Annotated in this window: 26 protein-coding genes and 1 riboswitch; of the genes, 21 read left to right on the top strand and 5 right to left on the bottom strand. The window is 63.3% G+C overall.

Going from position 1 to position 24,479, the window contains the following annotated elements:
* Positions 1-7 precede the first annotated feature (7 nt).
* The 20 genes from ACSQ17_RS00930 to ACSQ17_RS00835 all read left to right on the top strand — a co-directional run bounded on the left by ACSQ17_RS00930 (position 8) and on the right by ACSQ17_RS00835 (position 19,055).
* Entirely contained in the window at positions 8-328 is a 321-nt protein-coding gene (locus tag ACSQ17_RS00930) for a hypothetical protein (protein WP_436067203.1), read from the top strand.
* Between the two features lie 89 nt (positions 329-417).
* Positions 418-645: riboswitch (cobalamin riboswitch) on the top strand.
* A gap of 128 nt (positions 646-773) precedes the next feature.
* Complete coding sequence (btuB, locus tag ACSQ17_RS00925) at positions 774-2,639, top strand: TonB-dependent vitamin B12 receptor (RefSeq protein WP_436070405.1); 1,866 nt, start codon at positions 774-776, stop codon at positions 2,637-2,639.
* Positions 2,640-2,687: 48 nt separating this feature from the next.
* Positions 2,688-3,260: a hypothetical protein gene (locus ACSQ17_RS00920; RefSeq protein WP_436067202.1), complete on the top strand. Its 573-nt coding sequence runs from the start codon at positions 2,688-2,690 to the stop codon at positions 3,258-3,260.
* Complete coding sequence (cobO, locus tag ACSQ17_RS00915; RefSeq protein WP_436067201.1) at positions 3,260-3,871, top strand: cob(I)yrinic acid a,c-diamide adenosyltransferase; 612 nt, start codon at positions 3,260-3,262, stop codon at positions 3,869-3,871. The genes ACSQ17_RS00920 and cobO overlap by 1 nt, the downstream gene beginning before the upstream one ends.
* Positions 3,872-5,173, top strand: a complete 1,302-nt coding sequence (locus ACSQ17_RS00910) for a cobyrinate a,c-diamide synthase (RefSeq protein WP_436067200.1) — start codon at positions 3,872-3,874, stop codon at positions 5,171-5,173.
* The gene (gene bluB, locus ACSQ17_RS00905; protein ID WP_436067199.1) at positions 5,170-5,823 is read left to right on the top strand and encodes a 5,6-dimethylbenzimidazole synthase; all 654 of its coding nucleotides are present in this window, start codon (positions 5,170-5,172) and stop codon (positions 5,821-5,823) included. The genes ACSQ17_RS00910 and bluB overlap by 4 nt, the downstream gene beginning before the upstream one ends.
* Entirely contained in the window at positions 5,820-6,629 is an 810-nt protein-coding gene (locus ACSQ17_RS00900) for a cobalamin-binding protein (RefSeq protein ID WP_436067198.1), read from the top strand. The genes bluB and ACSQ17_RS00900 overlap by 4 nt, the downstream gene beginning before the upstream one ends.
* Positions 6,626-7,534 carry an adenosylcobinamide-phosphate synthase CbiB gene (cbiB, locus tag ACSQ17_RS00895; RefSeq protein WP_436067197.1) on the top strand — a complete coding sequence of 303 codons (909 nt, stop codon included), beginning with the start codon at positions 6,626-6,628 and terminating at the stop codon, positions 7,532-7,534. Before ACSQ17_RS00900 ends, cbiB begins: the two co-directional genes overlap by 4 nt.
* Positions 7,527-8,519 carry a threonine-phosphate decarboxylase CobD gene (cobD, locus tag ACSQ17_RS00890; RefSeq protein ID WP_436067196.1) on the top strand — a complete coding sequence of 331 codons (993 nt, stop codon included), beginning with the start codon at positions 7,527-7,529 and terminating at the stop codon, positions 8,517-8,519. The genes cbiB and cobD overlap by 8 nt, the downstream gene beginning before the upstream one ends.
* Complete coding sequence (locus tag ACSQ17_RS00885) at positions 8,516-9,964, top strand: cobyric acid synthase (RefSeq protein ID WP_436067195.1); 1,449 nt, start codon at positions 8,516-8,518, stop codon at positions 9,962-9,964. The genes cobD and ACSQ17_RS00885 overlap by 4 nt, the downstream gene beginning before the upstream one ends.
* Positions 9,965-10,092: 128 nt before the next feature.
* Positions 10,093-10,629, top strand: a complete 537-nt coding sequence (gene cobU, locus ACSQ17_RS00880; RefSeq protein WP_436067194.1) for a bifunctional adenosylcobinamide kinase/adenosylcobinamide-phosphate guanylyltransferase — start codon at positions 10,093-10,095, stop codon at positions 10,627-10,629.
* The gene (gene cobT / locus ACSQ17_RS00875) at positions 10,626-11,681 is read left to right on the top strand and encodes a nicotinate-nucleotide--dimethylbenzimidazole phosphoribosyltransferase (protein ID WP_436067193.1); all 1,056 of its coding nucleotides are present in this window, start codon (positions 10,626-10,628) and stop codon (positions 11,679-11,681) included. The genes cobU and cobT overlap by 4 nt, the downstream gene beginning before the upstream one ends.
* Positions 11,678-12,253 (top strand): alpha-ribazole phosphatase family protein, encoded by a 576-nt coding sequence (gene cobC / locus ACSQ17_RS00870; RefSeq protein WP_436067192.1) that lies wholly within the window; start codon positions 11,678-11,680, stop codon positions 12,251-12,253. Before cobT ends, cobC begins: the two co-directional genes overlap by 4 nt.
* Positions 12,250-12,981, top strand: coding sequence for an adenosylcobinamide-GDP ribazoletransferase (locus ACSQ17_RS00865; protein ID WP_436067191.1), 732 nt, complete (start codon positions 12,250-12,252; stop codon positions 12,979-12,981). Before cobC ends, ACSQ17_RS00865 begins: the two co-directional genes overlap by 4 nt.
* Positions 12,982-13,160: 179 nt before the next feature.
* Positions 13,161-14,369 (top strand): MFS transporter, encoded by a 1,209-nt coding sequence (locus ACSQ17_RS00860; protein ID WP_436067190.1) that lies wholly within the window; start codon positions 13,161-13,163, stop codon positions 14,367-14,369.
* On the top strand, positions 14,366-14,491 hold the full coding sequence (locus tag ACSQ17_RS00855; protein ID WP_436070527.1) for a hypothetical protein: 126 nt from the start codon (positions 14,366-14,368) through the stop codon (positions 14,489-14,491). The genes ACSQ17_RS00860 and ACSQ17_RS00855 overlap by 4 nt, the downstream gene beginning before the upstream one ends.
* Before the next feature lie 63 nt (positions 14,492-14,554).
* Positions 14,555-15,106, top strand: coding sequence for a glutathione peroxidase (locus ACSQ17_RS00850; RefSeq protein WP_436067189.1), 552 nt, complete (start codon positions 14,555-14,557; stop codon positions 15,104-15,106).
* A 122-nt stretch (positions 15,107-15,228) separates the two neighbouring features.
* Entirely contained in the window at positions 15,229-16,155 is a 927-nt protein-coding gene (locus ACSQ17_RS00845) for an esterase/lipase family protein (RefSeq protein WP_233684746.1), read from the top strand.
* Between the two features lie 47 nt (positions 16,156-16,202).
* Positions 16,203-17,273: a lipase secretion chaperone gene (locus ACSQ17_RS00840; RefSeq protein ID WP_436067188.1), complete on the top strand. Its 1,071-nt coding sequence runs from the start codon at positions 16,203-16,205 to the stop codon at positions 17,271-17,273.
* Between the two features lie 3 nt (positions 17,274-17,276).
* A complete protein-coding gene (locus ACSQ17_RS00835) occupies positions 17,277-19,055 on the top strand; it encodes a hybrid sensor histidine kinase/response regulator (RefSeq protein WP_436067187.1) in 1,779 nt (592 codons plus the stop codon).
* Here the strand turns inward: ACSQ17_RS00835 and ACSQ17_RS00830 are convergent.
* The 3 genes from ACSQ17_RS00830 to ACSQ17_RS00820 all read right to left on the bottom strand — a co-directional run bounded on the left by ACSQ17_RS00830 (position 19,024) and on the right by ACSQ17_RS00820 (position 21,616).
* Entirely contained in the window at positions 19,024-19,641 is a 618-nt protein-coding gene (locus ACSQ17_RS00830; protein WP_436067186.1) for a response regulator, read from the bottom strand. The two genes, ACSQ17_RS00835 and ACSQ17_RS00830, sit on opposite strands and share 32 nt — an antisense overlap.
* A gap of 406 nt (positions 19,642-20,047) precedes the next feature.
* A complete protein-coding gene (locus tag ACSQ17_RS00825) occupies positions 20,048-20,527 on the bottom strand; it encodes a hypothetical protein (protein ID WP_436067185.1) in 480 nt (159 codons plus the stop codon).
* A gap of 234 nt (positions 20,528-20,761) precedes the next feature.
* Positions 20,762-21,616 carry a sulfurtransferase gene (locus ACSQ17_RS00820; protein WP_436067184.1) on the bottom strand — a complete coding sequence of 285 codons (855 nt, stop codon included), beginning with the start codon at positions 21,614-21,616 and terminating at the stop codon, positions 20,762-20,764.
* Between the two features lie 163 nt (positions 21,617-21,779).
* Here ACSQ17_RS00820 and ACSQ17_RS00815 point away from each other — a divergent pair, with 163 nt between their 5' ends.
* Positions 21,780-22,457, top strand: a complete 678-nt coding sequence (locus ACSQ17_RS00815; protein ID WP_436067183.1) for a spermidine synthase — start codon at positions 21,780-21,782, stop codon at positions 22,455-22,457.
* 45 nt (positions 22,458-22,502) lie between these two features.
* Here ACSQ17_RS00815 and ACSQ17_RS00810 read toward each other — a convergent pair whose 3' ends face one another.
* A complete protein-coding gene (locus tag ACSQ17_RS00810; RefSeq protein WP_257778548.1) occupies positions 22,503-23,330 on the bottom strand; it encodes an HDOD domain-containing protein in 828 nt (275 codons plus the stop codon).
* Positions 23,331-23,394: 64 nt separating this feature from the next.
* Complete coding sequence (locus tag ACSQ17_RS00805; RefSeq protein ID WP_436067182.1) at positions 23,395-24,456, bottom strand: SMP-30/gluconolactonase/LRE family protein; 1,062 nt, start codon at positions 24,454-24,456, stop codon at positions 23,395-23,397.
* Positions 24,457-24,479: the final 23 nt, after the last annotated feature.

Here is a 24,479-nt window from a genome sequence, read left to right as displayed (position 1 = left end):
TGCTCGTATGCCAGAACCGATTCGCCTGCCTGCCCAGCCTGATGCCTGTGAGTTGTGCGCCCGTATGGTGCCACTGACGCGGCATCACCTGATCCCCAAGGCGCTGCACAACAAGGTCTATGTGCAGAAGCGTTTCGCCAAGAGTGAGCGCATCAGCGCTACGCTCTGGGTTTGCCGGGCCTGTCACAACCAGATCCACCGGTTGTTCAGTGAAAAGGAACTGGCATTGACCTACAACAGTCGCGACAGCCTGCTTGCAGATGAACGCCTGCGCACCTTCGTCGAGTGGCTGGCGAGCAAGCCCGCCGGGTTTATGCCCCGGCATTGATCTAGCCCGGCGTGTGTCAGGCAGCCTGCCTGCGACCTTAATGGTCTCTGGGCGGCGTTATGCGTTGACGCTCCCGGTGCAACTCTCTACCCTGCGCGCCTGCAACAGGTGCCCCCGACGCAGCGCGTCAGAGGGGTGAAACAGGGAAGCCGGTGCGTTACGTGTTGATCACGCAACAATTCCGGCGCTGCCCCCGCAACGGTAAACGAGTCAAGGATCGCCAATAGCCACTGTGCCCACCGGCATGGGAAGGCGCGATCCGGAAGCCATCGGCTTCACTCGTCAGCCCGGAGACCGGCCTGCTGCATCCACGGCATTGCGGAGGGCGTTGTCGGGTGGTTGCGGCGTTCTGCCGTGTCTGCCCGTGCTGTTCTCCCATGCCTTATATCGGCAGTGTCGCGCGGGTGGCGCGACGGAGAATCAGACCTTGCTTCGCATCCTCAATATGCGTCCGCTGGCCATTGCGCTCGCGGGCTGTAGCCCATTTCTCGCGGCCCAGGCCGCAACCCTCAGCCTGGATACCCAGGTTATTACCGCAACCCGCACCGAGCAGTCAGCGGCCAGCAGCATTGCGGCGTTCAACCTGATCGAGCGTGAGCAGATCGAGCGCAGCCAGGCGCAGTCGGTGCCGGAATTGCTCAGCCGCGTGCCGGGTATTTCCCTGAGCAACAACGGCGGCCCAGGCAAGTCGACCTCACTGTTTATGCGCGGCAGCAACTCCAACCATGTGCTGGTACTGATCGATGGCGTCAAGGTCGGTTCGGTGACCAGTGGTGGCGCCGCATTGCAGGATTTGCCCATTGAACTGGTTGAGCGCATCGAAGTGGTTCGCGGGCCACGCTCCAGCCTGTATGGCTCCGAGGCCATTGGCGGGGTGATTCAGATTTACACCCGCAAAGGCCAGGGCACGGGCTTCAAGCCTTTTGCTTCGGCAGGTTATGGCAGCCAGGACACCTATCAGGGCAGCGCCGGCTTCACCGGTACGGCCGGCAGTGGCTGGTACAGCCTGGGGGTGTCTGGTCTTGATACGGATGGCATCAACGTCAAACCGGCAACGGTCAGCGGTTATGAGCAGGACCGCGACGGCTACCGCAGCCTGTCACTGGCCGCCAAGGCCGGTTACCAGTTCGCCAATGGCCTGGAACTCGATGGCAGCCTGTTGCAGAGCCGCTCGCACAACGACTATGACTCGGTGAACAGCAAGCGCACCGCCGGCTTCGGTGCCAATGCCGAGGGTGTGCAGAAGGTGGTGGGCGGACGGGCACGTTTCAGCCCGCTGGAGCCCTGGCTGTTGACCCTGCAGGCCGGGCGCAGCGAGGACAAGTCCGACAGCTTTCAGGACCGCGCCTTCTATTCGCGATTTGACAGCCGCCGCGACTCGCTCAGTTGGCAGAACGACCTCAGCCTGGCCGATGGCCACACCCTGACCTTGGGCGCCGACTATCAGCATGACGAGGTCAACGGCACGACCGACTATGCCCGCGATTCACGTGACAACCAGGGGCTCTTTGCCCAGTACCTGGCGCAGCTCGGCCGGCATGACCTGCAACTCAGCGTGCGCCGCGACGATGACGAACAGTTCGGCAAGCATGACACCGGCAGTCTGGGCTGGGGCTATGCGCTGAGCGATGCGCTGCGCCTGACGGCCAGCTACGGCACGGCCTTCAAGGCACCGACCTTCAACCAGCTGTACTACCCAGGTTTCGGTAACCCGGATCTGCAAGCCGAAGAGTCGCGCAGCATCGAGCTGGGGCTGGCCGGTGTGCATGACTGGGGGCACTGGTCGATCAATGCCTACCGCAGTGAGATCGACAACCTGATCGCCACTGTGAATTCGCTGGTGGGCGGCAAGAGCCAGAGCCGCGCCGAAGGTGTCGATGAGGCGCGCATTCGCGGTGTCGAGTTGCAGCTGGGCAGCGAGTTGCTGGGCTGGGAATGGAATGCCAATTACAGCCTGATGAGTGCCGAGAACCGCTCACAGCGCAGCAGCCGTGGCGGCATTGCTTACTACGGCAAGGAACTCAATCGACGGCCGAGCCAGTTGTTCAACCTCGACGTTGATCGCGCCTTCGGTGATGTCAGTGTCGGTGCCAGCCTGCATGCGCAGAATTCGACCTACGACGACCTGGAAAACCAGACCGAGTTGTCCGGCTTCGCCACCCTTGATCTGCGCGGTGAGTACCGCCTCAACAAGGAATGGCGCCTGCAAGCGCGGGCGGCCAACCTGCTGGATGTCGATTACCAGACCGCCGAAGGCTACAACCAGCCGGGCCAGGCGTTTTACCTGACCGTGCGTTACCAAGCCCTTTAACCCACCCGGCCACCCCTGGCGGGTGGCTTATGACTCAGGAGCAGCTCCATGCCCGTTCTTTCAACCCGTACTCAGGTCCTGATTGGCATCGCCCTGGCGCTGCTGCTGGCCATTACCCGTGGTAATCACTTCGCCACGCTCAATCTGCCCAGCGCGTCCTGGGCGGTGTTCTTCCTGGCGGGCGTGCTGCTGCGCCCGCGTTGGGTATTTGCCGGGTTGTTTGCCCTGGCCAGTGGCCTGGATTTCTCCATGCTGGCCAGCGGCACGGTGAGTGACTGGTGCCTGTCACCAGCCTACTGGATGCTGGTGCCGGCTTACGCCACCTTGTGGCTGGCTGGCCGCCTGTATGCCGGCTGGCACCGCGACACCCTGCAGAGCCTGCTGCTGCTGGCTGCGGTGGTAGCGGTCAGTGCGTTCCTCTGCAACCTGCTCTCGGGCGGTGGCTTCTACTTCTTCTCCGGGCGCTACCCGGAGCCAAGTCTGGCTGCCTGGTTGCCGCGCATCGCGGAATACTACCCGCGCTTCCTGTCTTCCATGGCGCTGTATGTCGGCGTGGCCAGTGCGCTGTATATCGCCGTTTGGGCGTTGTTGGGTCAGCGCCGCAGCCTGGACATCCAATAATGGCCGAGTCGAACGAGCGTGATGAGCGCCACCGCGCGCGCATGCAGCGCAAGAAAGCCCTGATCGATGAAAAGATCGCCCAGGCTCAGGATGAATATGGCCTGTTGCTGGTGCACAGCGGCAATGGCAAGGGCAAGAGCAGCAGTGCCTTCGGCATGGTGGCTCGGGCCCTTGGGCATGGTTTCAAGGTAGGCGTGGTGCAGTTCATTAAAGGCGCGGCGAGCACCGGCGAGGAAACCTTTTTCCGGCGCTTCCCCGATGAGGTCAGCTACCACGTGATGGGCGAGGGCTTTACCTGGGAAACCCAGGATCGCCAGCGTGATATCGACAAGGCCCGCGAAGCCTGGGCCGTGGCGGTGCAGCTATTGAGTGATCCGGCCATCGGCCTGGTGGTGCTCGATGAGCTGAATATCGCCCTCAAGTACGGCTACCTGGAACTCGACACGGTGCTCGCTGACATCGAAGCGCGGCCGCTGCTGCAGCATGTGGTGGTGACCGGCCGTGGGGCGCTGCCGGGGATGATCGAGGCGGCGGATACCGTCACCGAAATGAGCCTGGTCAAGCACGCGTTCAAGGCTGGGGTGAAGGCGCAGAAGGGAGTGGAGTTCTAGATGGCACGCGCGGCTGCCCGGCAATGCCCGGCTCTGTTGATTGCGGCTCCGGCTTCCGGTCAGGGCAAAACCACCGTGACCGCTGCCCTGGCGCGTCTGCACCGACGTGCCGGACGCCGGGTGCGAGTGTTCAAATGCGGGCCGGACTTCCTTGACCCGATGATCCTGGCGCGTGCCAGTGGCCAGCCGGTGTACCAGCTGGACCTGTGGATGATCGGTGAGGCGGAAAGTCGTCGCTTGCTCTGGGAAGCGGCGGGTGAAGCAGACCTGATTCTGATCGAAGGGGTGATGGGGCTATTCGATGGCACGCCGTCGGCTGCTGACCTGGCGCGGCGTTTTGCCGTGCCGGTTATGGCCGTGATCGACGGCAGCGCCATGGCGCAGACCTTCGGCGCATTGGCCTATGGCCTGGCCAACTTTCAGCACAACCTGCCGTTCTCCGGGGTGCTGGCCAATCGTGTCGGCAGTGAGCGGCACGCTGAAATGCTGCGTGACAGCCTGCCGCCGGCGATTCGCTGGTATGGCGCCTTGCCGCGCAGTGCGGCTGTGGAACTGCCAAGCCGGCACCTCGGGCTGGTCCAGGCGCAAGAGCTGGAGGACCTCGATGCACGTCTGGACGCGGCTGCCGATGCGTTGCTGGCCAGCGCTGGAGAGTTGCTGCCGGAGCCAGTCAGTTTCGCGGCGCCTGCCGCGCTGCACTACCCGCCGCTGCTTGAAGGGGTGCGCATTGGCGTGGCCAGCGACAGCAGCTTTGCCTTTATCTACCAGGCCAACCTGGATTTACTGCGTCAGATGGGCGCTGAACTGCTGCCGTTTTCACCGGTGCACGATCAGCAGTTGCCGGAGGTCGACAGCCTCTACCTGCCCGGCGGCTACCCCGAACTGCACCTGGCACCGCTGGCGGCCAACCAGACGATGCTGGCGGCAATTGCTGCGCACCATGCAGCGGGTAAACCGCTGTTGGCCGAGTGTGGCGGCATGCTCTATCTGCTGCAGTCGCTGACCGACAAGCAGGGTGAGCGTGCCGAACTGGCCGGGCTGTTGCCGGGGCACGCACACTTGCAGACGCGTCTGGCCGCATTGGCCTTGCAGGAAGTAGAGCTGCCAGAAGGCCGTCTGCGCGGGCATACTTACCACCATTCCGTGCTGGACTGTGCCCTTGAGCCGCTGGCGCGTGGCGAATGCCCGAATTACCGGCGCACCGCCGAAGCGGTGTACCGCATCGGCCGGCTGACGGCCTCCTATATCCACTTCTATATGCCGTCCAATCCCCAGGCGGCAGCCGAGTTGTTGTTGCCATGACCGATCACGCCTTCAGCCCCGCAGAACGCGCCGCGGTGTACCGCGCCATCGCCGAGCGCCGCGATATGCGCCACTTCGTCGGTGGTGAGGTGGCTCCGCAGTTGCTTGCGCGTCTGCTGGAGGCGGCGCACCAGGCTCCCAGTGTCGGCCTGATGCAGCCCTGGCGGTTTATCCGCATCACTCGGCCTGCTTTGCGTGAGGCGATCCATGGCTTGGTGGAAGCCGAGCGGGTGCGTACAGCCGAGGCGCTGGGTGAGCGCGCTGATGCGTTCATGCAGCTCAAGGTTGAAGGCATTCGTGATTGCGCCGAGTTGCTGGTGGTGGCCTTGATGGATCAGCGTGAGTCGCACATCTTCGGGCGTCGCACCCTGCCGGAAATGGACCTCGCGTCACTGGCCTGCGCCATCCAGAACCTCTGGCTGGCAGCGCGGGCCGAAGGGCTGGGGCTGGGTTGGGTGTCGCTGTTCGAGCCGCAGGCGCTGGCTGAGCTGCTGCATATGCCCAGCGGCAGCAAACCGCTGGCGGTGCTTTGCCTGGGGCCGGTCAGCGAGTTCTACAGCGAGCCGATGCTGGTGCAGCAAGGCTGGGCCACACCCCGGCCATTGACCGAGCTGCTGTTCGAAAACAGCTGGGGCGAGGCGCAGGCATGAGTGCAGCGAGCAAGGGCCCGCAGCGTATTGTCTGTCTGTCCACGGAAACCTGCGAAACCCTCTATCTGCTGGGTGAGCAGCGGCGCATCGTGGGCATTTCCGGTTTCACCGTAAGGCCGCCCCAGGCGCGCAAGGAAAAGCCCAAGGTCAGCGGCTTTACCACGGCGCGGCTGGACAAGATTCTCGCGGTTCAGCCCGACCTGGTGCTGGGCTACTGCGACCTGCAGGCGGACATCGCTGCCGAGCTGGCTCGCGAAGGCCTGGAGGTGCACTTGTTCAACCAGCGCGATGTCGCCGGCATCCTGCGCATGATCGAAACCCTCGGCGCCCTGGTGCATGCCAGTGCGCGTGCCGAGCAACTGGTGGCTGAACTGCAGGCTGGTATGCGGCAGGTTGCCGAACAGGCCGCGCAACTGCCGCGGCGGCCACGGGTGTATTTCGAAGAGTGGAATGAGCCGCTGATCAGCGGCATTGGCTGGGTCAGCGAGTTGATCGAACTGGCCGGGGGCGAGGACTGCTTTGCCGAACTGGCGGTTTTCAAACGTGCGCGCGAGCGGATCATCGCGGATCCGCAAGAGGTCTTGCGGCGTGCGCCGGAGCTGATCATCGGCTCCTGGTGCGGCAAACGCTTTCGCCCCGAGCAGGTGGCTGCGCGTGAGGGTTGGCAGGCGCTGCCGGCCGTGCGCAACGGTCAGCTGCATGAGATCAAATCAGCAGACATTCTCCAGCCAGGCCCAGCCGCCCTGAGCGATGGCCTGCGTCAGCTGCATGCGTTGATCCGTGGCTGTGTGGAGGCCGGCGCGTGAGCCTGGCGCTAAGCGCACTGGCCGGTGTGGCACTGGATGCCGTGCTCGGTGAGCCCAAGGGCTGGCACCCGCTGGTGGCCTTCGGTCGTCTGGCCACGCGTATTGAGCAGCGTTTCAACCCCGCCGGTGCCGGTTGGCGCAGCCACGGGGTCACGGCCTGGTGCCTGGCGGTGTTGCCGCTGACCCTGCTGACTTGGCTGCTCAGTGAGATCAGCGGGTTGGGGTGGGCCGTGGAGATTATTGCCTTGTACGCCGCCCTGGGCCTGAAAAGCCTGGGCGAGCATGCGCTGCCGGTGGCGCAGGCGCTGCGCCTGGGTGATCTGGCCCTGGCCCGCGAGCGGGTCGGTTATATGGTCAGCCGTAATACCGCGCAGCTGGATGCCACGGGTGTGGCCCGCGCCGGCAGCGAGTCGGTGCTGGAAAACGGTAGCGATGCGGTGTTTGCCGCGTTGTTCTGGTTCCTCCTGGCCGGTGCGCCGGGCGTGGTGTTGTACCGCCTGAGCAATACCCTGGACGCCATGTGGGGGTACCGTAACGACCGCTTCGAGCGCTTCGGCTGGGCCGCGGCGAAGATTGACGATGCACTCAATTACCTGCCCGCTCGGCTGGTTGCCTTGACCTATGCGGTGTTGGGCAAAACCCTGCTGGCGCTGCATTGCTGGCGCACCCAGGCACCGCTGTGGGACAGTCCCAATGCCGGCCCGGTGATGGCGGCTGGGGCAGGGGCGCTGGGCATCAGCCTGGGCGGCGCGGCGGAATATCACGGTGAGGTGCATGTGCGGCCTGATCTGGGCGCGGGGCCGCCGCCCCAGGCGCGGGATATCGAGCGGGCCGTCAATCTGGTCTATGGCGGCGTGCTGCTATGGTTGGCGCTGCTGCTTTTCTGGATGCTTTTTTATGCTTGAACATGGTGGCCGCTTACGTGCGGCTTCGCTGCGTTATGGCATCGCCCTGGCGGAATGGCTGGACCTGTCCACCGGGATTGCGCCCTATGGCTGGCCTTTGCCCGCCATCCCGGCCAGTGCCTGGGCGCGCTTGCCCGAACAGCAGGACGGCCTGGAAATCGCGGCACGCGATTACTACGGCGTGGCCAACCTGCTACCGGTGGCTGGCTCGCAAGCGGCGATCCAGGCGTTGCCACGTCTGCTGCGCAACGTCACGGTAGGCATTGTGTCGCCGGCCTATGCCGAGCATGCGGCGGCCTGGCAGCGCGAAGGGCATCGTCTGCTGGAAATCAGCGAAGGGGCAATCGAGCGGGCGTTGGAGCGCATCGATGTGCTGTTGCTGGTCAATCCGAACAACCCCACCGGGCGCTGCATTGAACCTGCGCGCTTGCTCGAGTGGCATCGGCGTCTGGCTGAGCGTGGCGGCTGGCTGGTGGTGGACGAGGCCTTTATCGACTGCACACCGGCGTTGAGCCTGGCGGCGTTCAGCGAGCTGCCGGGGTTGATCGTACTGCGCTCGTTTGGCAAGTTCTTCGGTTTGGCGGGCATTCGTCTGGGCTTTGTCCTGGCGCAACCGCAGCTGCTGGCGCAACTGGCCGAGTTGCTCGGGCCTTGGGCCATCAGTGGGCCGAGCCGGGTGGTGGCCACGGCGTTGTTACAGGACCTGGCCGGCCAGCAGACGCAGCGTGAACGGCTGCTGGCTGATGGTGAGCGGCTGCTGGCGTTGTTGCTTGAACATGGCCTGAGCCCAACAGGCGGCTGTTCGCTGTTCCAGTTCTGTTGCACGCCGCAGGCCGCTTTGCTGCATGAGTTTCTCGCCCTACAGGGCATTCTTACTCGGCTGTTTGAAGCACCGCTGAGCCTGCGTTTCGGCCTGCCGCCCGATGAAGCCGGCTGGCAGCGTTTGCAGCAGGCACTTGCTGCCTTTAGTGGGGACATTGCATGACCACCCTGATGGTGCAGGGCACCACCTCTGATGCCGGCAAGAGCACCCTGGTGACGGCACTGTGCCGCTGGCTCAAGCGCCAGGGCGTCAGCGTGGTGCCGTTCAAACCGCAGAATATGGCACTCAACAGCGCCGTCACCGCCGACGGCGGCGAGATCGGCCGCGCCCAGGCGGTGCAGGCCCAGGCCGCAGGCTTGCCGCCGCACACCGATATGAATCCGGTGCTGCTCAAGCCCAACAGTGACATTGGTGCCCAGGTGATCATCCATGGCCGCGCCCTGAGCAGCATGGACGCCGTGGCCTACCACGATTACAAGAAGGTGGCGATGCAGGCGGTGCTGCAGTCACACCAGCGCCTCAGCGCCGCTTATCCGGTGGTGATGGTCGAGGGTGCCGGCTCGCCAGCGGAGATCAACCTGCGTGCCGGCGATATTGCCAATATGGGTTTTGCCGAAGCGGTGGATTGCCCGGTGATCCTGATCACCGATATCGACAAGGGCGGGGTGTTTGCCCATCTGGTCGGCACTTTGGCGTTGCTTTCCGAAAGCGAACAGGCGCGGGTGCAGGGCTTTGTGATCAACCGCTTTCGCGGTGATATCGCCTTGCTGCAACCGGGTCTGGATTGGCTGGAGCAGCGCACCGGCAAACCGGTACTGGGGGTATTGCCCTACCTGATGGATTTCCACCTGGAAGCCGAGGATGCCATTGATGTGCGCCAGAGCGCCAAGGCGGCCGAGCGGATCAAGGTGGTGGTGCCGGTGCTGCCGCGTATCAGCAACCACACCGATTTCGATCCGCTGCGCCTGCACCCGCAAGTCGAGCTGATCTTTGTTGGGCCTGGCCAGGCGATTCCGGCGGCTGATCTGATCATCCTGCCTGGCTCGAAAAGCGTGCGCGCTGACTTGGCGTTTCTGCGTGAGCAGGGTTGGCCAGACGCTATCGCCAGGCACCTGCGTTACGGCGGCAAGCTGCTGGGTATCTGCGGCGGGCTGCAGATGTTGGGTACGCAGATCGACGACCCCCATGGCCTGGAAGGGGCGGCAGGCTTAAGCCCCGGCCTGGGGTTGCTGGCGTTTAGCACCGTGCTGGAACCGGAAAAGCAGCTGCGCAATGTGCGTGGCCAGTTGTGTCTGGAAAATGCCCCGGTCAGCGGTTACGAGATTCATGCCGGGGTCAGCACGGGCGTCGGTCTGAACGCCGCTGTGCGCCTGGATGATGGCCGCAGTGACGGCGCGTTGAGTGCCGATGGCCAGGTGCTCGGCACCTACCTGCATGGTCTGTTTGAAGGCAGCGAGGCGTGCAGCGCCTTACTGCGCTGGGCCGGGCTGCGTGATGCACAGACGGTGGATTACCACGCCCTGCGTGAACGTGATATCGAGCGTTTGGCCGATCTGGTCGAGGCGCACCTGGATACGCAAAAGCTGCGAACGTTATGCGGCCTGTAACGCACGTTTATTGGAGGGGCCGGGCGGCGATCCTCTTTAGCCGCGACATTTTTGGTTCGGCCATTTCTCGGCTAAAGCCCCTCCCACAGTAGTCCTTCGTCACCCGTTGCAATGAGAAGGTTATCGACATGCATGAACTGATTCTCGGCGGTGCCCGTTCCGGCAAAAGCCGCCTGGCCGAGCGGCTGGCGACTGAGTCTGGCCTGGCAGTGACCTATATCGCCACCAGCCAGCCGCTGGATGGTGAGATGAGCGCGCGCATTCGCCATCACCAGGAACGTAGGCCGCCGCACTGGGGTTTGGTGGAAGAGCCGCTGGCCCTGGCGCGGGTGCTGCGTGAGCAGGCCGCTGCGGATAAGTGCCTGCTGGTTGATTGCCTGACCCTGTGGCTGACCAACTTATTGATGCAGGACGATGAGGCGCAGCTAAAGGCCGAGCGCGATGCACTGCTCGACAGCCTGGCGAGCCTGCCGGGGCGGATTATTCTGGTCAGCAATGAAACCGGCTTGGGTGTAGTGCCGTTGGGCGAGTTGACCCGGCGTTATGTCGATGAGGCGGGCTGGTTGCATCAGGCCCTGGCCGAGCGTTGCCAGCGCGTGCTGTTCTGCGTCGCCGGCTTGCCGATGCGGCTCAAGGGCGCAGCATTGGAAGGAGAGAGGTTATGAGTTTGCAATGGTGGCAGGGCCCCTGCCAGCCCCTGGATCATGTGGCCCGCAACAAGGCGCTGGCGCGTCAGCAGCAACTGACCAAACCCGCCGGCTCGCTCGGCCAGCTGGAGCGCCTGGCCATTCAGCTGGCCGCACTGCAAGGTCGCGAGCGGCCGAGCGTGGCGCAGGTGGCCATCAGCATTTTTGCCGGTGATCACGGCATTGTCGCCGAGGGTGTCTCGGCCTTTCCCCAGGCGGTAACCGGGCAGATGCTGCGCAACTTCGTGGCGGGTGGTGCCGCCATCAGCGTGCTGGCCCGTCAGCTGAATGCCACGCTGGAGGTGATTGACCTGGGTACCGCCTTGCCGCTGGAACCGCTGCCAGGGGTGCGCCATCTGCATGTCGGCGCCGGCACGCAGAATTTCCTGCAAGGCCCGGCCATGACCCCGGCGCAATTGCTGATCGCCCTGGAGGCGGGAAGGGATAGCCTGCTGCGTGCTCAGCAGAACGGCTGCGAGCTGTTTATCGGCGGGGAGATGGGTATCGGCAATACCACCGCCGCCACCGCCCTGGCGTGCTGGTTGCTGGACTGTCCGGCAGCCGAGCTGGTCGGCCCTGGCACAGGGCTGGATGCCACGGGGGTGGCGCACAAGGCGCAGGTGGTTGAGGCGGGGTTGTTGCTGCACCGCGCTGCTATCGCTGAGCCGATGCAGGCCTTGCAGGCTTTTGCCGGCTTCGAGATGGCGGCACTGGCTGGCGCTTATCTGGCCTGTGCGCAGCAGGGCATTGTGGCGTTGGTCGATGGATTTATCTGCACGGTGGCGGCCTTGCTTGCCGTGCGGATCAACCCAGATTGTCGTGAGTGGTTGCTGTTCGCTCATCGCGGCGCAGAACCGGGCCACCAGCGTGTGCTCCAGGCGCTGCAGGCCGAACCGCTGCTTGATCTGGGCCTGCGTCTGGGCGAGGGCAGTGGCGCGGCTTTGGCGCTGCCGCTGTTGCAGCTGGCCTGTAGCCTGCACAACGACATGGCCACCTTTGCCGAGGCGGCGGTGGCCGAGCGCCCGGCATGACGGTCTACCTGGAGCTGCTGCGCCACGGTGAAACCGAACTGGGCGGCGGTCTGCGCGGCAGCCTGGACGATGCCCTGACTGCAACCGGCTGGGCGCAGTTGCGCGCGGCGGTGGCTGATGGCAGTCGATGGGATCGGCTGATCAGCTCGCCCTTGCAGCGCTGCGCGCGATTTGCCGAGGAACTGGCAACGCAACAAGGCGTGTCGCTGGGCTTGGAAGCCGATCTGCAGGAGTTGCATTTTGGTGCATGGGAAGGGCGCAGCACTGCCGACTTGATGCAAACCAGCGCGACTGAACTCGGTCGTTTCTGGAGCGATCCCTATGGCTTTACCCCGCCTGATGGCGAGCCGCTGCTGGCTTTCGAGGCGCGGGTGCTGCGCGCTGTACAGCGCTTGCAGGCGCAGCATGCCGGCGAGCGCCTGCTGCTGGTCACCCATGGTGGGGTGATCCGCCTGCTGCTGGCACGGGCGCGGGGTCTGCCGCGCAATGACCTGCTGCAGGTCGCGGTGGGTCATGCCCAGCGGTTCCAGTTAAGCCTGGATCAGCACGGCAACCTGCGGGAGCTGATATGACGCCGTGGTGGATTGCCCTGCAGTTTCTCACCCGTCTGCCGGTGCGCTTGCGCGCGATGCCGACACCCGAGCAGAACGGCCGTTCGCTGTTGTTCTACCCGCTGGTGGGGCTGCTGATAGGCCTGTTGCTGTTCGCCGCGCAATGCCTGCTCGGTGATAGCGCCGTGTTGTTGCAGGCTGCATTGCTGCTGGCCTTGTGGGTGGGTATCAGTGGCGGTTTGCATCTCGATGGCCTGGCGGACAGTGCTGACGCCTGGGTCGGTGGTTTCGGTGACAGGCAGCGCACCCTGGACATCATGAAGGACCCGCGCAGCGGGCCGATTGCCGTGGTGGTGCTGGTACTGCTGCTGTTGCTCAAGTTCGCCGCCCTGGCGACCTTGCTGGAAAACGGCTCGACGCTGCTGCTGGTTCTCGTGCCCTGGTTGGCCCGCAGCCTGCTGCCATTGTTGCTCCTGACCACGCCCTATGTGCGTCCCGGCGGGCTTGGGCAATCCCTGGTCGAGTATTTGCCACGTCAGCAACTGCCCTGGGTACTCGGCGCCAATGCCCTGGCCATGTTGCTGTTTGGCTGGCCGGCGCTGCTGGCCTGGCTGGTTGCTGCGGCCGTGTTTATTTATCTGCGTGCGCTGATGTGCCAGCGCCTTGGCGGCACTACGGGCGACACCGCTGGCGCGCTGCTGGAAATAGTCGAGTGTGCCGTGCTGCTAACCTTGGCCCTGGCGATCTGATGGCGCGGCGGCGACTGTGCTGCCAACAAAGCGAGTAACTGTGCCTGTGCCTTGATCAACAGCCGGCATATACCTGCTGATCACCGTTTCGACACTCAGGCCGGCTGTCCGTCTGAGCCGTGTGCTGACGACTGCATTACCTTCACAGCCGCCAACGGCTGTCCCTGGGAGATCGACACATGACAAGCGCAAGGCGCTCTGCCACCTGGTTGCTGTTGGGCGCATCGCTGATTCTGGCTCTGTCGCTGGGCATCCGGCATGGTTTTGGCCTGTTTCTGCCGCCGATGAGCAGTGAGTTCGGCTGGGGGCGGGAAGTCTTTGCCTTTGCCATCGCCCTGCAAAACCTGATCTGGGGGCTGACCCAGCCGTTTACCGGGGCCCTGGCCGACCGTTTTGGTGCGCGCCGCACGGTGATTGTCGGTGGCGTCCTGTATGCCATCGGGCTGCTCTGCATGGGCCTGGCTGACTCGCCCTTGAGCTTGTCGCTGAGTGCCGGGGTGCTGATTGGCATTGGCCTGTCCGGTACCTCGTTCTCGGTGATTCTTGGCGCGGTGGGGCGCGCGGTGCCCACGGAGAAACGCAGCATGGCCATGGGCATTGCGGCAGCGGCCGGCTCGTTCGGTCAATTCGCCATGCTGCCCGGCACCCTGGGCTTGCTGAGTTGGCTGGGCTGGTCAGTGGCGTTGATGGCGTTGGGCTTGCTGGTGGCCCTGATCGTGCCACTGGCGGCGATGCTCAAGGACACGCCGCTGCCGTTGACCGGTCAGGAGCAGAGCCTCGGCGAGGCTCTGCGCGAGGCTTGCAGCCACTCGGGGTTCTGGTTGTTGGCGCTGGGCTTTTTCGTCTGTGGCTTTCAGGTGGTGTTTATCGGCGTGCACCTGCCGGCCTATCTGGTCGATCAGCATCTGCCGGCCTTGGTGGGTACCACGGTGCTGGCGCTGGTCGGGCTGTTCAATATCTTTGGCACCTATATCGCCGGCTGGCTGGGTGGGCGGATGTCCAAACCGCGTCTGCTCAGCGCACTGTACCTGGCGCGGGCGGTGGTGATCGTGGCGTTTATCCTGACGCCGCTGAGCGTCTGGAGCGCTTATGCCTTTGGTGTGGCGATGGGATTGCTGTGGTTGTCCACGGTGCCGCTGACCAATGGCACCGTGGCGACCCTGTTTGGGGTGCGCAACCTGTCGATGCTGGGCGGTATCGTGTTTCTGTTCCACCAGTTGGGGGCGTTTCTCGGCGGTTGGATGGGCGGCTATCTGTATGACCATACCGGCAGCTATGATCTGGTTTGGCAGATTGCCGTGCTGCTCAGCTTGCTGGCGGCTGCCCTGAACTGGCCGGTGCGCGAACAGCCGGTGGCCCGCTTGCAGCAACAGGAGGCGAGTGCGTGAATAGTGCGTATGGCTGGAACGCTGCATGGGTGATGGGCGGCATGCTGACCCTGGGCCTGGCCTGGTGGGGATGGCTGCAAGGTGGCTTGGCTTTTCTGCAACTGGGGCTGGGCGTCTGTTGAGTGTTGTAACCGTTTGCGCCTGACACGTGGCGCTGGTGCTGATCACTATCAAGGTAATCCGTTATGTGGCGTGCTCTTCTACTGGTTGCACTCATGCTGGGTACTGGGGGCGGGTTTGCTCAGGCGGCAGAATGCCCGGCCTTGTTGCAGGGGGATCTGCAGAAATTGCGCAGCCAGGAGCGTATCGACCTGTGTGCGCAGTTCGCCGGTAAGCCGCTGGTGGTGGTCAATACCGCCAGCTTCTGCGGTTTTACTCCGCAGTTCAAAGGCCTCGAGGCGCTGTATCAGCGTTACAAAGGTCAGGGCCTGCAGATTCTCGGGGTGCCTTCCGATGATTTTCGCCAGGAGGCCGATAACAGCGCAGAGACGGCCAAGGTCTGCTACGTCAACTACGGCGTGACTTTCCCCATGAGCGAAACCCAGCGCGTAACCGGCAGTGATGCCGTGCCGCTGTTCAAGGAGCTGGCCGCGCAAAGCCAGGCTCCCCGCTGGAACTTCTCCAAGTATGTGATCGATGCCCAGGGCCAGGTGATCGCCAGTTTCCCCAGCAGTACCACCCCGGATGACCCGGCCCTGCTGGCTGCCGTCGAGCAGGCGATTGCCTCGCAGCGCTGAACGCTGGGTGACTGAGGCCTCACCCATCTGGGCGATGGTTCACCGTTAAACACCTCCTTAGAGTTGCTAGTACGCCGGACGCAGTTTCCCGGCGTGCCAACAAGAAAAATAAGGAGGCACCCATGCGTCGCGTTATTGCTACTGCCCTAGCTGCTGTTGCCCTGGTGGGCGCGGTTGAAGCTCAAGCCAACTACACCAAGACCAAATACCCGATCGTGCTGGTGCACGGGGTGACTGGTTTCGACACCATTGGTGGGCTGATCAACTACTTCCATACCATTCCCTGGAACCTTGAGCGCGACGGTGCCAAGGTCTATGTCGCCAGCGTATCGGCACTCAACGACAGCGAGCAGCGCGGTGCCTCCCTGGCTCAGCAGATCGTGCCGTGGGCCAGCGCCAATGGCGGCAAGGTCAACCTGATCGGCCATAGCCAAGGTTCACCGACCTCACGCGTTGCGGCCTCGCTGCGCCCTGACCTGGTGGCCTCGGTTACGTCGGTCAACGGTGTCAACAAAGGCTCTAAAGTAGCCGATGTGCTGCGCGGCGCGATTCCGGCCAACAGCGCCATCGAAGGCGGTGCCAATGGCCTGGCCAATACCCTGGGTAAACTGATCAACCTGCTGTCGGGTAACAACAACCCGCAGAACGGCCTGGCCGCACTAAAAACCCTCACCACTGCAGGTACCACGGCGCTTAACGGCCGTCATCCATGGGGTGTGAACAGCAGCAGCTACTGCGCCAAGTCCACCGAAGTGCACAACGTGCGCGGGCACAACATTCGTTACTACTCCTGGACCGGCAACACGCCTTACACCAACGTCTTCGATGCGGTTGATCCGTTTCTAGCCATCACCGGCCTGGCGTTTAATGGCGAGAAGAACGATGGGCTGGTTGGCGTCTGCTCGACTTACCTGGGGCAGGTGATTGCTGATGACTACAACATGAACCACGTGGATGCGATCAACCACCTGTTTGGCGTACGTGGCTGGACCGACCCGGTTTCGCTGTACCGCCAGCATGCCAACCGCCTGAAAAACAAAGGCGTCTGACCGTTGTCCGGCGGGCTGCGCAATGCAGCCCGCGTTCTGGAGCTTTTATGGCCCTGTCGTTGCGCACCACTGTTCCTCTTCTGTTACTGGCCGGCAGCGTTGCCGGCCTTACGCTTTACTGGCAATGGCCGCAGGCATCTGCGCCGGCCGCAAGCCACGCACCGTCGACCAGCACGGCGACTGTTGCCAGCCCCTCTGTAGCGCATCTACCCGCTGGCAAACCGACAGCGCAAAGCCCGGAAAACCCCGTAACCCTGCCGGGCCTGCAAGGCACCGAAGTGGATGGTGACCTGCGTGCCGACAGTGCCGGCAACCTGCAGCTGAACCTGGCCTTGCGCGATTATCTGGATTACTTCCTCAGCGCGGCGGATCGAGCCGGCCTGGAAGTGGTCGTCGAGGCCATGCTGGCTGATGCCCGTGGGCGTTTGCCTGAGCCGGCGCTGGGGCAGTTTATCGGCCTGCTGGGCGACTACATGGATTACAAACGCGCCAGCCTGGAACTGTTACAACAGCCGTTGAGTGCTGCGCAGCAGAGCACCCCGGCAGACCAGTTGCAGGCCTTGCAGCGTGCCTTCGAGCAACTGGCGCAACTGCGCCGGGCGCATTTTTCCAGTGCGGCTGCCGAAGCCCTGTTCGGTGCCGAAGAAGCCTATGGCCGTTACACCCTGGATAACTTGGCACTGATGGCCCGTGATGACCTGACCGAACAGGCCAAGGCACTGGCACAAGAACGTTTGCGCGCCCAGTTGCCCGAGGCCATGCGTGCCAGCGAGGAGCGTCAGGTGCAGGCCCAGGCCTTGCAGGCGCAAACCGAGAAGCTCTGGCAAGAGGGGGCCAGCGAAGAGCAGGTGCGCCAGTTCCTTACCTTGACCTATGATCCACCCACGGTCGAGCGTCTGCTCGACGAGCAGCGCAACGAGCGCGCCTGGCAGCAACGTTATGCCGCTTACCAGCAGGAGCTGGCGGGTCTGCAGGGCAATGGCCTGAGTGCCGAGGACCAGCAGCGTGAGCAACAGCGTCTGCGCCAGCGTTTGTTCAGCGCCGAAGATCAGCACCGGGTGGAAACCTATGACGCCATTGCCGCCAAACAGCAGGACAATCCCTCGCCCGAGTTGTAAGCCATGAATCTGGAGCGCCAGGAAGCCCTGTTGCTGGCCCAGCAGCTCCGGGGCTACCGCAGCCTGCGCTTTACCGAGGCACTGGAAGACCAGTTTGTCGAGCACCGGGTACAGCGTATCCGCCGCCGTCTGCTTCTGATCATCAGTACTGCGATTGTCTTTCAGCTGGTTTACACCGTGCTGGATCTGTTGCTGTTGCCCTTGGCGACCAGTCTGGCAACCTTGCCGTTGCGTCTATTGGGTATGTTCGGTGCGCTGCTGGCATTCCTCTATTGCCGTCGTCCGAGCAGTCCAGCGCGTCCCAGCTTGCTGGCTTATGTGGCGGCCTACGCGCTGAACGGCAGCTGTGTGGCGGTGATTATCCACGTGTGCTGGGCCCAGGGCGTGCCGATGCCCTATGACGGGCTGTTTCTGGTGCTGCTGTTTGGCTATGTATTGCTCGGCGTGTCGTTTCGTTCGGTCAGTCTGGCGTCGTGGAGCATCTGCGGTCTGTTTCTGTTGTTTGGCCTGCTCAGCTCCGGCGGCAGTGTGCTACTGAGTTATCAGGGGCTGTTTCTGCTGTGCGCCAATCTGATCGGCAGTGTCGGTGCTTATCTGCAAGAGCACGGCCAGCGTGGTGCCTGGCTCAACTTGCGTCTGCTGGACCTGGCACGGCAGCGTGCGGAAGCGGACGACGCGCGCAAACTGCGGCTGCTTGCGGCCGCCAGCCATGACCTGCGCCAGCCACTGAATGCCATGGGCCTGTATGCCCAGCACCTGCTGGAGCAGAACCAGGATCCCGGTGTGCACCGCATCAGCAGCCGTTTGGCGATTGCCGTTGAGCAGCTCAGCCGGCTGTTGCAATCCCTGTTCGATTACACCCGGTTGACCCTGCCCGGCGGCGTGCAGGCCAAGCAGGAAGTGTTTGCCTTGCGTCCGTTGCTTGCTCGCCTGAGCGAAGAAACCCGCGCCGAAGCCGATGCCCAGGGCATCGAGTTGCAGCTGCACAGTGCCGACATCTGGGTGCGCAGCGATCCGCTGTTACTGGAGCGTGTGCTGCGCAATCTGCTCAGTAATGCGCTACGTCACGCTCAGGCACGGCATGTCTGGTTGCAGGCGCGGGCGGAAGAGGGTGTGGTCTACCTGGAAGTGGGGGACGATGGCCAGGGCTTGAGCGATGAAGAGCAAGAGCTGGTGTTCGAAGAGTTCCGCCAATTGGACAACCCCGGACGCAATGCCGAGCGCGGCCTGGGTCTGGGCCTGGCTATTGTGCAACAACTGGCGCAATTGCTCGGGCATCAGTTGCAATTGCACTCAAGCCCAGGGGCGGGGGCGCGGTTTGTACTGCAACTGCCGGTGGCCGAGGCCGGTCAATGGCAGGCACCTGCGCCGGCAGTCAACGCCATGCAGGGCCGGGTGCTGTTGCTGGAGGATGATGCGGCCGGGCGTGAGGCACTGGCCGGGCTGTTGCAACGCTGGGGGTGTGAGGTCTGGGCCTGTGCCGATCCGGCGCAGGCGCTGCAATGCGTGGCGCAGGCCCAACCGCAGGTGCTGATCAGTGACTATCGGCTGGCTGCTACTGAAGACGGCCTGCGCGCCATCGAGCGTCTGCGCGAGGAAGCCGGGCGCATGCTGCCGGCTCTGCTGATCACTGCGGATGTCAGCGCCGACCTGCAGGAGCGCTGCACCCGTGCCCATGTCACATTGCTGGGCAAGCCACTGCTGCCGGCGCGCCTGCGTCAGGCCCTGGCGGTGTTATTGCCAGCGGCGGTCAAAGCCAACCCCGTTGCCGCGCCGCACTGACGCAAGCCGTGCGGGTGTGCACGGCGAATTCCTGGAACAGTGATTTTAGGTGAGTTTTCACCGTGTCCTCGGAAACGCCCAGTTGACGGCTGATCGACTTGTTCGGCAGGCCTTCGGCCAGCAACTGAAGGATTTCCATCTGCCGTGGCGTGAGTTGCGGTTTGTCCCCGTGTTGTGGTGCAGGCAGGGTTTCCCCCAGCAGAACGCGGGTGACGGCCTGACGCAGTTCATCGCTATTGGCACTTTTCGGGATAAATCCCAATGCTCCGGCAGAGAGTGCGGCCTGGGCGTCCAGGTTGGAGTCGCTGGCACTGAGAATCGCCACTGGGGTCATGCGCCCTTGTTGTTGCCAGCGTTGCAGTAACTCCAGGCCCGGCACGTCTGGCAGACGCAGGTCGAGCAGGATCAGATCGAAAGTGGCGTGTTGCAGGCATGCTTCAGCGGCGGCTGCGGATTCGGCGGTGCGAATCTGCAGGTCAGGGCAGAGCGGGGCGAGGGCCAGGCTGAGGCCATCGAGAAAGATCCGGTGGTCATCCACCAGCAACAGGCTGAGCTGTTCAGGCAAGGCAGTGCAGAGTGCAGTCATAAGGGCTGTCTCAGGCGGCTTATGGCCTGCCATCCATGGCGGCCACCCGCGGGCAGTCGCTACGCGACGTTAGAACGGTTCCAGACCATTCTTCTTATTGTTGTGTGCGCCGGGCGAGTGTAACCCAAACGGCGGGATGAATCAGAAGCGCTACATCACCTGTGCGCCCGACTGTGGCCAGGTTATTGATGCTGTGTGCCTTGCTGGCAAAACCATTGGCCGCGCGATGGCTGGGGGCAGAGACACGATCAGAAAATAGGCAGGGTTTGGGTTACTGGGGTTTGCCTGTAGGACGAAACGCGGCAACTTTCCATGGCTCCTGAAAAGTCTTTGCAGCCTCTGAGATAGAGCGGTTGTTTCCAGTGTTTTGAGTGCCGGAAATGCCCTTGGCACGTTGGTTTGTGTTTCAGGCGACCTGGCTGAGGTTGCCGATGCAGCGCTGCCAGGCGGCGATAAAATCTTTGCTGCGGCCGTGGGGTTTGAACACCCGTCGCCAGACTTGCGCCATGCCCATCAGGTCGTCGGCAGCCGGTAGCTCGCGGTGCTCGGCTTCGATCAGCATCCAGGCAATCGCCGTGGCGTAGCGCAGGTTGACGGTCAGTTCCAGATGCGGTGCAGCGAGGAAGGCATGCTGGCTGGCGAGGCCGCGCACCTGGCTGGCCAGTTCCGGATCCAGGGCCAGGTGCTGGTCCCAGAGCTGTTGATGACGCAGTGCGGCAATTCGGTAGAGGCCGTGGCCGTGTTTGTCATCAAGGGCGGAACCGAGTCCGGATTGGCTGGCGGCCGCGCCTAGTAACAGTGCTTCGGCGGCGTTGGAGTGGCGGCCCAGGTAGAGCAGGGTAGGGCGGATGACGTACTGGCTTAACTCGCAGGCGGCAATTCCCATAGAGCCCTCGGCGAAAGGTGACCGATGGGGCCGGGGCGCTGGCAGCGGTTGTTCTTTTAGTGAAAGGCCCCACCGGAAGCGGTGTTAGCCGCTTATATTGAAGTGTAGTGCGACCTTTCTACTGTAAAGAGCTGTTTTTAAATTGTTTTTGGCTTTCGGTTATTGCCTATATTCCAGTTGGTGATTAACCCGTATATGGCGATGCGGCACTGCAGCCGCATCGCTTGGGGCTTGTCAGTCGCCGGTGGCTACTGGCCGAGTCGGGTCGGTGATCCATTCGCTCCAGGAACCGGCATACAACGGAGCCAGGGGATAGCCAGCCAGGCACAGGGCGAACAGGTTGTGGCAGGCCGTTACGCCTGAGCCGCAATAGGCCACCAGGCCCGTAGCGGGGCGTTCACCGAGTTGCGCGGTAAAGCGCTGGCGCAGTTGCTCTGGGCTGAAGAAGTGACCGTCGCTGTCGAGGTTGTCGGTGAACGCTGCACACTGCGCGCCAGGAATATGCCCGACGACCGGGTCGATCGGTTCGACTTCGCCTCTGAAGCGTGGCAAGCCACGTGCATCGAGCAGAGTCAGTTGGTTATCACCGAGGCGTTGTTGCAGCTGCGCGGCGTTGATCAGCAGGCTGGCATCGGTGCTACCACTGAAGGTGCCGGGTGTGGGCGTGGGCAGCTCCTGGGTCAAAGCCCCGCCTGCTTCGCGCCAGGCCTTGAGGCCGCCATCGAGCAGGTACACGCCTTCGCGTTTGCCCAACCAGGCCAGCAGCCACCAGGCGCGGGCTGCAAAGGCACCGGGGCCGTCGTCGTAGAGCACCACTTCACTCTGATTACTCAGCCCCCACTCGCGCAGGCGCTGTAGCAGTTGCGCGGGTTCTGGCAGGGGGTGACGGCCGGTGATGCCTTTGTGGATCGGCCCGGACAGGTCGCGCTCCAGATCGGCGAATTGCGCACCGGGGATATGCCCGTCGGCGTACTGACGTTCGCCGTAACTCAGATCATCCAGGGCAAAGCGGCAATCGAGAATCAGCAGGTCGGGTTCGGCAAAGCGCTGTTGCAGTTGTGCAGCGCTGATCAGTTGGGCGAGGGGCATGCCAGTCATCCTGTGGGCAAAGGGGCAGCCGGCATCATAAACCCTGGCGTTGAGCTGTCGAGACGCCGCGCATAGAAGAATTTCTGCCGATTGGGCGCTGCATCTTGAGGCGATTGTGTGCATGCTGCCTGCCCGTTTTCTCTGATCCAGGTTGCCGCACCCCATGAAGCGTTTTGTATTGCTCGATACCGCCCCGATTCCCGATGGCTCGGGCGCGCTGTGCCTGTTCGAGTATGGCGAGGATTTTGTCATCAAGATCGCCGGCGGCGATGGCGGTCAGTTGATGAATACGCGCATGCACGGCTCCGAAGACGCCCTGGCGGCGATTCCCTGCAAGAAGGTCGCCGGGCGGCCGGACTCGCGGGTGCTGATCGGTGGCCTGGGCATGGGCTTTACCCTGGCAGCGGCGTTGCAGAACCTGGGCAAGACCGCCGAAGTGGAAGTGGCTGAGCTGGTGCCAGGAGTAGTGGAGTGGAACCGCGGCCCGCTGGGCGCCAAGGCTGGCTATCCGATCCTTGATCCGCGTACCCGGGTGATTCAGGACGATGTCGCCAATTGCCTGAAGAATGCCGAACAGCGTTATGACGCGATCATGCTGGATGTCGACAACGGCCCCGAAGGCCTGACCCAGACGCGCAATAGTTGGCTGTATTCGGCCCAGGGTCTGCAACGCTGTTACCAGGCATTGCGCCCCAAAGGCGTGTTGGCGGTGTGGTCGGCGAGTGTCGACAGGGTGTTCAGCGACAAGGTGCGCAAGGCCGGTTTCAAGGTCGAAGAAGTGCAGGTCTATGCCCATGGCAACAAGGGCACCCGGCACACCATCTGGATTGCCAGCAAGTAGCGCTAGCCACCACTAAACGCCGCCAGGCGCTCAGTGGTGTTCGGCTCAGCCAAGCAACTCGGCAAAGCCTTTGTCGGCATCCAGAATCGCCGGCAGCTCATCCAGCAGGCTGGCCACATCCAGCCCTTCGAACAACGGGCCTTGCAGCGTGTCCACCGCCTTGGACATGGCACCTGGATGTTCGCGCAGCGCCTCGGCAATCGACACTGCTTGCGCCAGCACGCGTGGCAAAGGCATGTCCACTGGCGCCTGGAACGGCCGACTCTGGTAGGCGATGGCATGCTGGATCAGCTCCGGCAGTTGCCAGCGCCGCGCCAGTTCCGCACCCACTTCAGGGAAGCCAAAGCCCAGTTGCAGGGTTTCCAGTGCCACACGCTGGGCGGCTCCGACATCCTTGCCGTTCTGGTTGAGGCGTTCGGCCAGTTCAGGTACGCCGGTCTGAATCAGCAGTTCGCCGATGTTGTGCATCATCCCGCAGGTAAACGCAGTTTCCACGGCAACGCCACGGTTCTTTGCCAGCAGCCGACTGATGCTGGCGACCTGAAAACTGTGCGTCCAGAAACCCTTGAGGTCAAAGCCAGGCGGCGCCTGGAACGCGCCGGTCACGGCGGAGGCCAGCACCAGTGTGCGCAGGGTGTTGAAACCCAGGCGCATGGCGGCATCTTCGACGCTGGTGGACTCGCGGGCGCCGCGAAAGCGCGCCGAGTTGGCCAGGCGCAACACCTTGGCGGCTATCACCGGATCCAGGGCGATATTGCGCGCCACACTGTCCAGGCTGGTGTGGGGGTTATCGAACTGTTGAATCAAATCCTGGGCGACGCGGGGTATACAGGGCAAGCTGTGAACTTGAGAAAACAGGGCGCTTATATCCATGACAGGAGCCTGCTAGAGAGGGGCAGAAAGGCCCGCCACAGGTGATGGGCGGGCCTGAGGTGTATCAGCGGATTTTCAGTTTGCCGATGCGGTCGTTGTCCAGGCTGCCGAAGTACAGGTAGTCGCCCACCGGCTTGACCGAGGTGATCATGCGCAGGTGGGTGCCGCTGGTATCGTGCAGGCTCTGGGTGATTTCGCCTTGCTCATTGAGGGCGATGGCAAACCCGTAAGGCACGGCCTTGGGCCACAAGGCGCGCGGCAGTTTGGCCAGCTGCGCTTTAGCCCAGGGCGAGCGATGCAGCATATCGGCGTCGGCTTTGCGCGGGGTTGGCAGGGCGACCCAGAAGGTGCCATTGCGATCACCCTGCAGGTTGTCCGGCAGCCCAGGCAGGTTGTCGATAAAGACGTCATGCGTGCCGGCTTTGTCGCCGCTCAGCCAGTAACGGGTGATGCGGTAGCGGTAGGTTTCGTTGACCAGCACAAAGTCCTCATTGGCCGACAGTGCCACGCCGTTGGCGAAGTACAGATCCTTGAGCAGCACCTTGGTTTCGCCGTTGGCCGGGTTGTAGCTGAGCAGGCGGCCCCACGGGCGGGCTTCGAGCAGGTCAAGCAGGTAGTCCGGTTGCTCGAAACGCTGGCTGGCATCACTGAAATAGATGATGCCGTCGCGGGCAATGTCGAGATCGTCGGTGAACTTGAATGGCACGCCTTCGGCCTCAGTGGTCAGCACCTTGATCTGGCCTTGGGCGTCGATGCTCAGCAAGCCCTTGTAAGCGTCGGCGACGATCAGGTTGCCGGCGGCGTCAAAGTCCATGCCTAGCGGGCGGCCCTGGGTGTCGACAAAGGTTTCTACGCTGCCATCGGCCTTGATGCGCACGATGCGCCCGTCATGCAGGCCGCTGTAGACCTGGCCCTGGGCATCCACCGCGGTGTCTTCCGGGCCATGCACCTGGCCACGGCCAAGTAGCTCGGCCTTCATCAGCGTGTCATTGGGTTCCAGAATGCCGGTCATTGGCGGGATCTTTGGCGCGTCCCAGGCCAGCGGGTCAATCGGGCTGGGGGTGATGACGAGGTAGATTGCCGCTGCGGCAATCAGGGCCGCCAGCAGGCCAAGCAGTTTCTTCATTGTTGTTATTCCCTGTGCTGAAG

The organism is Pseudomonas sp. LjRoot71, from assembly GCF_964253255.1.
In the GTDB taxonomy this organism is placed as follows: Bacteria; Pseudomonadota; Gammaproteobacteria; order Pseudomonadales; family Pseudomonadaceae; genus Aquipseudomonas.
Note: the sequence above shows the minus strand (reverse complement) of the source record. Positions and strands in the feature narration are given on the sequence as shown.